Raw genomic sequence first — 12,375 nt, 5'->3', positions numbered from 1 at the left:
TTGACGCAGCCGGCCATCTGGTCAAGTTTCTGCGTCCGGTCGCGTTTTCATTGGAGCCTAAGCTCAAGACCAAGAAAATAAGGAGGCTCCATGGCCGACGAAGCGCTTGTCGTCATCGACCTGCAGAACGATTTCTGCCCGGGTGGCGCCCTGGAAGTGGCCGGTGGCGACGAAATCGTGCCGTTGGTCAATGACCTGATCCGGCGGACCGAGCACGTCCTGCTGACGCAGGACTGGCACCCTGCCGGCCATTCGAGCTTCGCCTCCAGCCATCCCGGCAAGCAACCGTTCGAAACGATCGATGTGCCTTATGGCCACCAGACGCTGTGGCCGGATCACTGCATCCAGGGCAGCCTGGGATCGGATTTCCATTCGGGCTTGGCCTGGAGCAAGGCCGAGCTGGTGATCCGCAAGGGGTTCCGTCCTGCGATCGACAGCTATTCGGCATTCTTCGAGAACGACCGGACGACGCCGACCGGCCTTGCCGGCTATCTCCGGGATCGGAACATCGAGACGCTGACCCTGGTCGGCCTGGCGACGGATTTCTGCGTCGCCTTTTCGGCGCTCGACGCGGTCAAGCTCGGTTTTGCGACGTCCGTGCGTCTCGACGCCTGCCGCGGCATCGATCTCAACGGCTCCATGGAGAGGATGCTGGGCCGGATGCGCGATGCCGGCGTGGCACTGATTTGAACGTCGCCCAGCCGAACCTGACAGACTTTTGAGGGGCTTCATGCGGTTTGCGGCGTTGACGGCAAGTGCTGCACTTATTGCCGCAATCTTTTCTCCGGGAGCGGTTCTCGCGGCCGAAGCGCACGAATTGCCGGGCGCCGCCATGTCGCTGTGGTGGGTACTGCCGTTTGCCGGGCTCTTGCTTTGCATAGCGACCGGCCCGCTGCTGTTCCATCATGTCTGGGAGCACCATTACGGCAAGATCGCCGCCTTCTGGGCAGCGTTGGTGATCGGGCCGCTGGCGCTCGCCTTCGGCATCCCGTCGGCCACGCAGGCGGTGCTGCATGCGCTGCTCACCGAATACATGTCGTTCATCATCCTGCTGTTTGCGCTGTTCACCATTTCGGGCGGCATCTTCGTTGCCGGCAACATACACGGCACGCCGCTGGTCAATGCCGGGCTGTTGCTGGGCGGGGCTGTGCTTGCCTCGATCATTGGCACAACCGGCGCCTCGATGATCCTGATCCGGCCGCTCATCCGCGCCAACGACAACCGGCGCTTCAACGCCCATGTCGTCATCTTCTTCATCTTCCTGGTGTCCAACATCGGCGGGTCGCTGACGCCGCTCGGCGATCCGCCGCTGTTCGTCGGCTTCCTGCGCGGCGTCGATTTCTTCTGGACGACAGTTCACCTGTTGCCCGAGACGCTGTTCGTTGTCGGCGTGCTGCTGGTGGTTTTCCTGGCGATCGACATCATCATGCATCACCGGGAGGAAGGCGCGCCGAAGATCAAGGATCCGACGCCCGACAGCAAGGTGCGCATTCGCGGCCTGACCAACATCCCGCTGCTGGCAGGGGTGATCGCCGCGATCCTGATTTCCGCTGCCTGGAAGCCGGGAGTGAGCTTCTCTTTCCAGGGCGTCAGCCTCGAGCTGCAGAACCTGGTGCGCGACGCCGCCATCCTGATACTGGCCTTCACTTCGCTTGTCGTCTCGCCGAAGGAGTTTCGCGGCGCAAACGCCTTCAGCTGGGGGCCGATTGCCGAGGTGGCGAAGCTGTTCGCCAGCATCTTCATCTGCATCGTGCCGGTCGTCGCCATATTGCGGGCCGGGCTCGACGGCGCGCTGGCGCCGTTGGTGCTGCTGGTCAGTTCGCCGACCGGCGCGCCCGACAACCTTGCCTATTTCTGGCTGACCGGGGCACTGTCGTCCTTCCTCGACAATGCGCCAACCTATCTGGTGTTCTTCGAACTGGCCGGCGGCGATGCGCAGCATCTGATGACCGAGCTCGCCTCGACGCTGGCAGCGATCTCGGCAGGCGCGGTGTTCATGGGCGCCAACACCTATGTCGGCAATGCGCCGAATTTCATGGTCTACGCCATTGCCCGGCATCGCGGCATCAAGATGCCGAGCTTCTTTGGCTATATGGCATGGTCGGGTGCCGTGCTGATCCCGACATTCCTGCTCGCCGGCTTGCTGTTCTTTGCCTGATCATCCGACGCCGACATAGCGACGGACCGCCGAGGGATCGGCACGCAGTTCCTCGACATCGACCGTCTCGCGGTTGCGGCCGTTTTCGATGAAGCAAACGCGGTCTGCCACCGACAGCACGGCATCGACGCGCTGCTCGACAAGAATTGTCGATACGCCGAGCGCTCGCAGCTTCGACACGGTCTCGCGGATCCTGGCGATCATCGACGGCATCAGCCCTTCGGTCGGCTCGTCGAGCAGGAGCACCTGCGGTTCCAGACACAGGGCGCGGGCCATGGCCAGCATCTGCTGCTCGCCGCCGGACAGCGTGCCGGAACGCTGCCTGAGGCGCTGGCGCAGCAGCGGGAAAAGATCGAGCACGTTTTCGCGGGTCGCCCTGCCCTTGTCGCGCGCCATCAGGCCGATCTCGATGTTTTCAGCCACCGTCATCTCGGCGAACAGCCGCCGGCCCTGCGGCACGTAGGCGACGCCGGCCTTGGGCACCTCGTGCGCCGGCAGGCCGGTCAATTCCCGCCCTTCGAGCCGTATCGAGCCGGCGCTTGCCGGCACCAGGCCCATGATCGCCTTCAGCGTCGTCGTCTTGCCGGCGCCGTTGCGGCCGAACAGGCAGAGCACCTCGCCCTCGTTCAACACGAGATCGAGGCCATAGAGCACCTGGACCTCGCCATAGAAGCAATCAAGCCCGGAGATCGTCAGTGCCTTGGACTGGGCCTCAGCCATGGGTGGTCCCCAGATAGGCGTCCTGCACCGCGGCATTGGCGCGGATCTGCTCGGGGGTGCCTTCAGCTAAAATCCTGCCGGCGTTGAAGACGGTGATGCGGTCGGCGAGCTGCATGACCACCGGCATGTTGTGCTCGATCAAAAGCACGGTGGCGCTATCGGCGATCTCGCGCACCAGCTCGATGAAATTGTCGATCTCGCTGTCGGCCAGCCCTTGCGTCGGTTCGTCGAGGATCAGCAGCCGCGGCTTCAGTGCCAGCCCCATCGCCACTTCCAGCAACCGCTGGTGACCGTAGGACAATTGCCCGGCCGGTATTTGCGCCCGATCGGCAAGGCCGGTGCGCTCGAGCGCCGCCATGACGCCGATGTGAACAGCACCCTTCGAGCGGCCGTCGGTCAGTGTGCGCTGCACCGGCAGGGCAACATTGTCGTAGGCGCTGAGATTGGCAAAGACGCTGGTGATCTGGAAGGTGTAGGCGATGCCAAGGCGAACTCTGGCGTAGGCCGGCAGATTGGTGATGTCGGCGCCGTCGAAGACGATCGTGCCCGACGAGGGCTGGATGCGGCCGCTGACCAGGCTGACGAAGGTGGTCTTGCCGGCACCGTTGGGGCCGATGACGGCGCGGATTTCGCCCGGCATCAGCGCGAAGTCGACGCCGTCGACGGCGCGCAAGCCGCCGAAACTGCGGGACAGGCCTTTGGTCGTCAAAAGCGGCATCATGGCAACCACCCGAGCCAGCGCTGGCGGATGCTGCCGAGAATGCCCCTAGGGAAGAACAGCACCAGCAGGATCAGCGCAATGCCGACGATCAGCAGATAGGCCGAGGTGTAGCCGCTGGCGACGTCGATGACGTAATACATGAACAGCGTGCCGATCAGCGGCCCGAGCGTGGTGGCGGCGCCGCCCAGCAGCACCCAGAGTAGCGGCAGGATGGAATATTGCACTGAGGCGAAGCTCGAGCCGACATAGCCAAACAGCAGCGCATAGGCCGCGCCGGAAGCCGCGCAGATAGTGCCTGAGATGACGACGGCGACGAGCTTGTTGGAGAACGTATCGTAGCCAAGCATCTTGGTCCGCTCCTCGTTCTCGCGGATGGCGACCAGCACGCGGCCGTAGCCGGAGCGGATTGTGGCCAAGCTAATAAGCAGCACGATCGAGAACAGCGCCAGCGCGCTCATATAGCGCACGGTCGGGTTGGTGAGGTCGAGCGACGTGCCGCGAAGGACAAGGACACGCATCGGCTGCGGTACGACCATGCCCTGGTCGCCGCCGGTCCAGGCGGCGAGATAGAGGATGACGAGATAGAATACCTGAGCGAACATCATGGTGACGATCATGAAGGCGACGCCGGAGGTGCGCAGCGCCAGCAGCCCGATCACCAGCGCAAGCAGCGCGCCGCAGGCAAGCCCGGCTGCGAAGGCGGCCGGCACGCTCCAGCCGAGATGGATGACGGCAAGGCCGGCGCCATAGAGCCCGGCCGAAAAGAACATGGCATGGCCGAGGCTGAGCAGCCCGGCATAGCCGAACAGCAGATTGTAGCCCATGGCGAAGACCGCCAGCACCATGATGCGGGCGAGCAGGCCGTGATGGTATTCCGGCAGGACGAAGCTAAGGGTGAAAAGCAGGGCGATGACGCCGAGATGCAGCGCATATGGCTTTGCCGGCGAAGCATCCTTCATCGCGATGTCGTCCCGAACAGGCCCTGCGGCCGGAACACCAGCACCATGGCGACGAGCAAGGTGGCGATGATCTTGGCCAGCGTCGGCGAGAAGAACACCGAGATAATGCCGTCGGAAAGGCCGATCAGCACCGCGGCGACCACCGTGCCGCGCAACGAACCAAGGCCGCCGATGATGACGACGATGAACGAGAGCAGCAGCGGATCCTGCCCCATCAGATAATGCGCCTGGCTGATCGGCACGATCAGCACCGCGGCCACAGAAGCCAGCATGGCGCCGAGCGCGAAGACGCCGGCATAGACTGTGGTCACCGGAATGCCGAAGGCCTGCGCCGTCTCGCTGTCATATTGCGTGGCGCGCATGATGAGGCCGATTTTCGTGCGCGTCAGCACCAGCCAGGTCGCGACCAGCAGCAGCGCCGACGCGGCGATGATCGACAGCTTGTAGCCGGAATAGCCGAACCACGGCAGGAGGATGCGGTAGCTGAACGGCGGCTCCACCGGCCGCGCCTCCGGGCCGTAGAAGGTCAGCGCCAGTTGCTGGATGATGTAGAGCATGCCGATGGTGGCGACGATGGTGGCTTCCGGATTGTAGTTGAGCCGGCGCAGGACCAGCCGTTCGGCGAGCAATGCGATCAGGCCGACGATCAGCGGCGCCAGCACCAGGGCGGCCAGGAAGCCGAGCGCCGGATGGCCGGATATCGCCGTAGAGATCGCCCAGGCAAGCACCGCGCCCAGCATGAAGAACTCGCCATGCGCGACATTGACGATGCGCATGACGCCGAACACCAGCGACAGGCCAAGCGCCGTCAGCGCCAGGACGGCGGAGGTGACGAGGCCTTCGAGGGCGGCGAGGAGCAGGTGAGGTCCGAAGTGCATCGGCTAAGCACCGGCGGATGCGCGAAGCACCCCCCTCTGGTCAGAGGGGGGTGTCTTGGCGCTCACGCTTGCTGCAGCAGCCAAGCTCACAGCGCCTGCGTGGTGTAATCCCCTTCCGGCTCGTAGAGGCCGTCCTCGATCTTGGTCTTGTGGACGACATTCAGCCGGCCGCCTTCAACTTTGGAGATGTTCTGGATACCAAAACACTGGTGGATCTTGCCGTTGAAGGTTTTCGGTCCCTGCGGATGCTCAGGCCCCTCGGCGAACTCGGTCAACGCCTCGGTCGCCTCGACCAGCTTGGCGCGGTCTTCCGGGCCCTTGTAGCCGGCGTCTTCCATCGCCTTCTTGACGACGTAGAGCGTTTCCCAGCAGCCGAACATATGTGCGGCGGTGGAGACGTCCTTGGGATCGCCGACGGCGGCACCATTGTCGTCGATGCCGACGGCGGCGCGGTAGGCTTTCTGCGCAGGGGAGTCATCGGGCTGCGCATAACGCGGCGAACCTTCCCAGAAATGGCTGCCGTCGAGGAATTCGAGGCCGGGGCTGTTGATGTCGGTGGCTTCGAGCGAATCGATGAACCCGAACAGCTGCGGCCGATTGGAGCCGTAGAACTCGCCGAGCTCCTTGACGAAGGTGAGCACCGCCGGGCCGACCATGACGTGGTAGATCACCTCGGTCTCTGCGGGGATCTGCGGGAAATATTTGGTGAAGGAGGATTCCGTCGGCGGGATGGCGATCTGGGCGATAACCTCGGCGCCTTGCGCCTTCAGCGCCGGCGGCAGGTAGTCGCGATGGTCGTAGCCGAAAGCGAAATCCGGGAAGATCTGCGTCACCTTCTTGCCGGCATTGGCGGCAATCCACGGCGCCATCGACTGTATCTGGCTCTTCACATCGGTGATGCCGGGCTGGAAGACGTAGCGGTTCAACTTGGTCGAGGCGACGTGGTGGCCTTCGCTGACGACGAAATAGGGCATCTTGGCCTCTCCGGCGGCCGGCGCCGAGCCGATGACGACATGCGAAAACAGCGTGCCGTAGACGATGTCGGTCTTGTGCTGGGAGGCGAACTTGCCGACGACTTCGGCGCCCCGGCCGGGATCGGTGCCGTCATCCTCGATGATCACCTCGACCGGCCGGCCGTTGATGCCGCCGGCATCGTTGATCGCCTTGACGGCAGCCGCCGTGGTCTTCTCGTACCAGCGGCCATAGGCGGCGCCGATGCCGGTGCGGTGCGACTGGAAGCCGATCTTGATCGGCGCCGAGCTCTGCGCCTGGCTGTAACGCACGAAACCCGGCGCGACGGCAAGACCGGCGCCGGCGGCAAGGCCCTTCAGCGCCGTGCGGCGGGTGAGAGCGGATCTGGAGAGATCGAAAAACCCATTCTTGTCAGTCACGGCAGTTCCCCTTGTTTTTGAGCTTTGACCAATGGCTGTAGCGAGGCGGGCCGCTCTTGCTAAGAGGGCCGAAAATTGCATGTGTACAAACTAAATCACCAAAGCTCTGACGTGGCAAGCGAGCTTTCCCCGAGGTTCGATTGACGGCCGTCGCGCACCTCGTTCATCCGGCGCTCGGCGTGGCAAGCAGCCACAAGCCGAGGACGGTGTAGGCGATCATCAGCACGGTGAGCGGGAATTGGCTGAGCGCGGCGCGAGCCGGAATGGGGTGCAGCCGCCAGGCCAAGCCATGGGCGACAAGCACAGCAAGCATGTGGCCGGCAATGATGACGCCGGCCTGGAGGTTCCACAGCCACCAAGCCGAGCCGGCGCCAGCGACGACGCCGGCTTCGATTGGCATGTCGGCGGTACCGAACAGGTTCCAGCCCAGCGCAAGCGGGTCGGAGAGAGCGGCAATCGCATATTGGCCGTCGACCAGCAGCGCCGTCAGATAGTGCGCGAAGTGGTAGGCGAGCGCGATCGGCACAATCGACCAGACCAAAAGCCCGGCGGCGTGACCGAGCGAATGCTTGCTGCCGGCAAGGTGCTGGCCAAGAAAGACGGCGAGCGCGAACACGGCCGCAAGCACGGCAAAGCTCAGCACAAGGCCGAAACTGCCGATGCGGATCAAAGCGGTGCGTCCAGGAAATTCCAGCGGATTGATGCCGAACCAGCCTAGCCAGAAGAAGGTTTTCGACAGGCCGTCGAAGGACACCGACGAGAGCGCAAGCAGCAGGAAAGCGACGCCGCTGAGTGGTAGCGGCGCGGCACCAAGCAGCTTGGCGCCCGGCCAGCAGAGTTTGAGCCGGCCGTCCTCGTTGCGTTCGACGATGGCGAAGCGCGCCACCATGGAAAAGAATACGGTCAGGAACTCACCGCTGCGGCTCCAGTCGCGGTAGCCGAAGACCTGCATGGCGGCAAAGCTCAGCAGCCAGTAGAGGCCGGCGGCCCAGGCCAGCCGCGCCGGATCGTCGGGCGCCGGGTCGATCAGCTCGAACCAGGCGAAGGCGAAGAACAGCACGAAAGCCGGCCAATAGCCGAGCCACTGGGGGAGCAGCTGCGGCTGCGTTCTGCCGGATTGGCCCGAGACGATGCGGCACGGCCCGTACCACGGGTTGGCCCACGACCAGAGATCGCCGGCGAGCCCCTGCAGCAGAGCCAGGCCAACCCAAAGCAGCGTCCAGATCGTCAGCGGCAGCGGGTTGGAAAGTGGGTCGCGGCTGCCGAACAGGCCGGCCGCGACAAGAATTGCAAAGCCGGCAAAGGCTACCAGGCTGACGGCAGTCCGCGCGCCGTCGCCGAAGGCGAAAAGCGGTAGGCGTTTGCGCCAGAAGCGGTCGAGGGAGTCCGGCGGGAGTAGAGCCAGGATCAGGAAGCTGGCGGCAACGGCGAGCGCGCCGCCGGCGACGTAGTAGCCGGTGGGAAGGAGCAGGACGTGGCCGCGGTCGGAGGCATGAGCGAAGGCGGGCGTGGGCGACAGGAGAGCCAAGGAAGCGACGAGGCCAGGAATGGCTGACGAACAACAGCGCTCTACGGCGCCCCCCTCTGTCCTGCCGGACATCTCCCCCACTTGGGGGGAGATCGGCTGGCTGTGGGGTCGGCGCTTTTCTTGCAAAATGCAAGATTGGCGAAAGCGGGGGTGATGGCCAATCTCCCCCCTCGTGGGGGAGATGTCCGGTAGGACAGAGGGGGGCGCGAAGGAACTCATACTACGCAAGAGTTCCCCACACCCTCACACCTTCACCAACTGCTCCACGCGATCCTTCTGGCCGAAGATGCGCAAATAGCGCTCGATCTCTTTCTCGTCGCCTGTCGACTTGGCCGGATTGTCGGAAAGCTTGACCGCCGGCCTGCCGTTGGCTTCGGTGACCTTGCAGACCAGCGAGATGGCGTCGAGCCGGTTGGTCTCCGTCGGTGCACAGCCTTCGAAGTCGTTGGTCAGGTTGGTGCCCCAGCCGAAGGACATGCGCACCTTGCCGCGGAAGTGGCGGTAGGTCTCCTCGATTGTCTCGACCTCAAGCCCGTCGGAGAAGATGAGCAGCTTCTGCTTGGGGTCCTTGCCCTTTTCGCGCCACCAGGAAATGATCTTCTCGCCGCCCTCGATCGGCGGCGCGCTGTCGGGGCGGAACCCGGTCCAGTCGGCGACCCAGTCCGGCGCATCGCGCAGGAACGCCGCGGTGCCGAAGGTATCCGGCAGCACGATCAGCAAATTGCCGCCGTAGTAGCGCTGCCAGTCCTGCAGCACCTTATAGGGCGACTGTTTCAATTCCTTTTCCGAATTGGTGAGCGCGGCGAACACCATCGGCAGTTCATGCGCGTTGGTGCCGAGCGCTTCGAGGTCGTTGTCCATGGCGAGCAGCACGTTCGAGGTGCCGGTGAAGGCCTCGCCGATGCCTTCCTTCAACGCTTCGACGCACCAGCGCTGCCACAGGAAAGAATGACGGCGGCGGGTGCCGAAATCCGAGATGCGGATGCCGGGCAGCGCCTTCAGCCGCTCGGTCTTGGCCCACATCTTGGCCTTGGCGCGGGCATAGAGCACGTCGAGCGCGAACGGGCCGAACGCCCGCATGGCCGCGCGAGATCGAAGTTCATTGATAATTGCCAGCGCCGGGATCTCCCACAGCGTCGTGTACATCCACGGACCGCTGAAGGCGAGTTCGTATTGGCCGTCGCGCTTGGAAAGCTCGTATTCGGGCAGCCGGAAATTTTCCAGCCAGGCGAGGAATTCCGGTTCGAAGATCTGCTTGCGGCCATAAAAGGTGTTGCCGCCGAGCCAGATCATCTCTTTCTTCGAGAAGCGCAGCGTACGGGCATGGTCGAGTTGCTCGCGCAGCTCCGTCTCGTCGATCTCCTCGGCAAGGCGGACCGAGGTGGTGCGGTTGATCAGCGAGAAGGTGGTGTCGACCTTGGGATACATGCCCCAGATCATCTGCAGCATCAGAAGCTTGTAGAAATCGGTGTCGAGCAAGCTGCGGACGATCGGGTCGAGCTTCCAGGTGTGGTTGTAGACGCGCCGCGCTATATCGGTCTTTGCCATCGCTCAATGCCGCCTTCGCTGCTCGCTCTACCTTTTTGTCTAGCGCAATTCCGGACGGAAAACCGCTGCGCACTTTTCCTGGAATTGCTCCAAATGGCTCTTAGCATCGAATTTTTGAAAGCGCCTCCCGCTTTGCGGGCTGGCCCGACAAAAAGAAGCCGCTGCGGCAAGCGGCGCCCGTGGCAGTGTCGATCTCAGGATGCGGTCTTGGCGCCGACCACCTTGAGCGCTGGACGCTTGCGGCGAGTGCCGATGCGGCCCGCCACCGGCGCATCGGCGCGGCGGTCGGCCTGCTCTTTCTCGGCAAACAGCCAGTCGATGAACAATTGCACGATCGGCGCCGACCGCATCTCGTTGCGGCAGACGACATAGAAATCGTCGACCGCCGGCACGGAAAGGCTGAACGGCGCGACAAGCAGGCCCCTGGCAAGCAGTCCGCTCGCGGTCACCGTATCGCCGAGCGCCACGCCATGGCCGTGAACCGCCGCCTCGGTCGCCATGCGCGCGTCGCCAAGATGGTGGCGGCGGCCGCGCTCGAGGTCCAGCGCGTCGGCGGCGGCCAGCCAGGTGTGCCATTCGCGGCCGTCATCGCCGTGCAGGAAGACATGATCGGCAAGGTCGCGGACGGTGCGGATCGGGCGGTTGTTGATCAGCGTCGGGCTGACCACCGGGAAAAGTTCGAGACCCGACCATTTGCGCATCCAGCAATCGGTCCAGCTGCCGTCACCATAGTGCACGCAGACATCGATATGCGGGGCGCGGACGTCCTTGGCATCATTGGATGGGATCAGCGTCAGCCGGATATCCGGATATTGCGAAGTGAAGCTGCCCAGCCGCGGGATCATCCACAGCAACAGCAGCGCCGGCACGCAGGATACCGACAGCGCGCCGGTGCTGGCCGGCCGTGTCATGCGCTGGGTGGCGGCGGCAATGCCGTCGAAGGCGGTCGACACCGCCGGCAGCAATTCGGCGCCGTGCGGCGTCAGCTTCACCCGCTGGCCGGCACGCTCGAACAGCTTGACGCCCAATGATTGCTCGAGCGCCTTGATCTGATGACTGATGGCGCCATGGGTGACGTTGAGCTCAGCCGCCGCCTTGGTCAGCGAGGCGTGGCGCGCCGTCGCCTCGAAGGCGCGCAGCGGGTTGAGCGGTGGCAAACGCTTGGCCATTTGGAACCTGAGCTCTGTGAGATTTTCTCACAACAAACACCTTAACAATATCAATTGATTTTTCAATGCAGCTACAGGACACTTTGCCTAGGCATTGCATCAAGACGTGAAAGCTGCAGGCAGCCGACGGCTGCGGCTATCGAGGCCGCCGTCCGCGCGCTTCACCAGCCATGGAGGACCGACATGGGTTACGACCGCGGCAAGCTCGAAGCGTTGCGCCGCAAATACGGCGAGAGCCATGGCGGCGAAATGTTCGACCCGAAATTCCAGCGTGTCGCCGACAAGATCTTCTCCAAGAGCGGCACGCGGCTGGCGCCCTATTCCGGCATCCCGACCTTCCTCGCGGCGCCCTATCGTGAAATCGCCGCCGACAATCCGGATTTCGGCGATCTTCAGGTGGCGATGATCGGTGTGCCGATGGATCTGGGCGTCACCAACCGGCCGGGCGCCCGTTTCGGGCCAAGGGCGCTGCGCGCCATCGAGCGCATCGGCCCCTACAATCATGTGCTGGAATGCGCGCCGACGCATGAGCTGAAGGTCGCCGACATCGGCGACGTGCCATTCCAGAGCCGCTACCGGCTGGAGACCAGCCATGACGACATCGAACGCCGCACCAACCAGATCGTCGACGCCGGCGTGCTGCCCTTATCTGTCGGCGGCGATCATTCGATCAGCCACCCGATCCTGAAGGCTGTCGGCAAAAAGGCGCCGGTGGGCATGATCCATATCGACGCGCACTGCGATACCAGCGGCCTGTTCGACATGACCAAGTTCCACCATGGCGGGCCGTTCCGCAACGCGGTGCTGGACGGCGTGCTCGACCCGAGCCGCACCATCCAGATCGGCATTCGCGGCTCGGCCGAATATCTGTGGGAGTTCACCTATGAGTCCGGCATGACCGTCGTGCATGCCGAAGAGGTGACCGGCCTCGCCATTCCCGCCATTATCGAGAAGGCGCGCAGGATAGTTGGCGACGGCCCGACCTATGTCTCCTTCGACATAGACAGCGTCGATCCGGCCTTCGCGCCGGGCACCGGCACACCGGAAGTCGGCGGGCTGACGACGCGCGAAGTGCTCGAGCTGCTGCGCGGCCTGAAGGGCCTCAACATCGTCGGCGGCGACGTCGTCGAGGTGGCACCACAGTACGACGCGACCACCAACACGGCGCACGCCGGCGCGCAGGTGCTGTTCGAGATCCTCAGCCTGATGGTCTTCAGCCCGGCAATCACCGGCAAGGCGGGCTGACACGCTCGACCATGATCCCGAAAAGTGGGAACCGGTTTTCGGAGACGATCATGGTTCA

General features: G+C 64.0%; 11 protein-coding genes. 3 read left to right on the top strand and 8 right to left on the bottom strand.

The features are described 5' to 3' along the window. Positions 1-90 precede the first annotated feature (90 nt). A complete protein-coding gene (gene pncA, locus NKJ40_RS21660; protein WP_352467804.1) occupies positions 91-690 on the top strand; it encodes a bifunctional nicotinamidase/pyrazinamidase in 600 nt (199 codons plus the stop codon). A gap of 40 nt (positions 691-730) precedes the next feature. Continuing rightward, positions 731-2,158 (top strand): sodium:proton antiporter, encoded by a 1,428-nt coding sequence (locus NKJ40_RS21655; RefSeq protein ID WP_352467803.1) that lies wholly within the window; start codon positions 731-733, stop codon positions 2,156-2,158. Here the strand turns inward: NKJ40_RS21655 and NKJ40_RS21650 are convergent, their stop codons facing one another. The 8 genes from NKJ40_RS21650 to gcvA form a co-directional block, all read right to left on the bottom strand. Next, positions 2,159-2,878, bottom strand: a complete 720-nt coding sequence (locus NKJ40_RS21650) for an ABC transporter ATP-binding protein (RefSeq protein ID WP_352467802.1) — start codon at positions 2,876-2,878, stop codon at positions 2,159-2,161. Beyond that, a complete protein-coding gene (locus NKJ40_RS21645; protein WP_352467801.1) occupies positions 2,871-3,599 on the bottom strand; it encodes an ABC transporter ATP-binding protein in 729 nt (242 codons plus the stop codon). The genes NKJ40_RS21650 and NKJ40_RS21645 overlap by 8 nt, the downstream gene beginning before the upstream one ends. Then, positions 3,596-4,558, bottom strand: coding sequence for a branched-chain amino acid ABC transporter permease (locus NKJ40_RS21640; RefSeq protein ID WP_352467800.1), 963 nt, complete (start codon positions 4,556-4,558; stop codon positions 3,596-3,598). The genes NKJ40_RS21645 and NKJ40_RS21640 overlap by 4 nt, the downstream gene beginning before the upstream one ends. After that, positions 4,555-5,436 carry a branched-chain amino acid ABC transporter permease gene (locus NKJ40_RS21635; protein ID WP_352467798.1) on the bottom strand — a complete coding sequence of 294 codons (882 nt, stop codon included), beginning with the start codon at positions 5,434-5,436 and terminating at the stop codon, positions 4,555-4,557. The genes NKJ40_RS21640 and NKJ40_RS21635 overlap by 4 nt, the downstream gene beginning before the upstream one ends. A gap of 86 nt (positions 5,437-5,522) precedes the next feature. Then, a complete protein-coding gene (locus NKJ40_RS21630; protein ID WP_352467797.1) occupies positions 5,523-6,827 on the bottom strand; it encodes an ABC transporter substrate-binding protein in 1,305 nt (434 codons plus the stop codon). Positions 6,828-6,990: 163 nt separating this feature from the next. Then, complete coding sequence (locus NKJ40_RS21625) at positions 6,991-8,427, bottom strand: hypothetical protein (protein WP_352467796.1); 1,437 nt, start codon at positions 8,425-8,427, stop codon at positions 6,991-6,993. Positions 8,428-8,598: 171 nt separating this feature from the next. Then, positions 8,599-9,903: a nicotinate phosphoribosyltransferase gene (pncB, locus tag NKJ40_RS21620; RefSeq protein ID WP_352467795.1), complete on the bottom strand. Its 1,305-nt coding sequence runs from the start codon at positions 9,901-9,903 to the stop codon at positions 8,599-8,601. Positions 9,904-10,097: 194 nt separating this feature from the next. Beyond that, positions 10,098-11,072, bottom strand: coding sequence for a transcriptional regulator GcvA (gene gcvA, locus NKJ40_RS21615; protein WP_352467794.1), 975 nt, complete (start codon positions 11,070-11,072; stop codon positions 10,098-10,100). Positions 11,073-11,255: 183 nt separating this feature from the next. Between gcvA and speB the strand changes: the two genes are divergently transcribed. Further along, positions 11,256-12,317 carry an agmatinase gene (gene speB / locus NKJ40_RS21610; protein ID WP_352467793.1) on the top strand — a complete coding sequence of 354 codons (1,062 nt, stop codon included), beginning with the start codon at positions 11,256-11,258 and terminating at the stop codon, positions 12,315-12,317. The last annotated feature ends 58 nt before the right edge of the window (positions 12,318-12,375 follow it).

Source organism: Mesorhizobium sp. M0119 (assembly GCF_040322615.1).
Lineage (GTDB): Bacteria > Pseudomonadota > Alphaproteobacteria > Rhizobiales > Rhizobiaceae > Mesorhizobium.
Note: the sequence above shows the minus strand (reverse complement) of the source record. Positions and strands in the feature narration are given on the sequence as shown.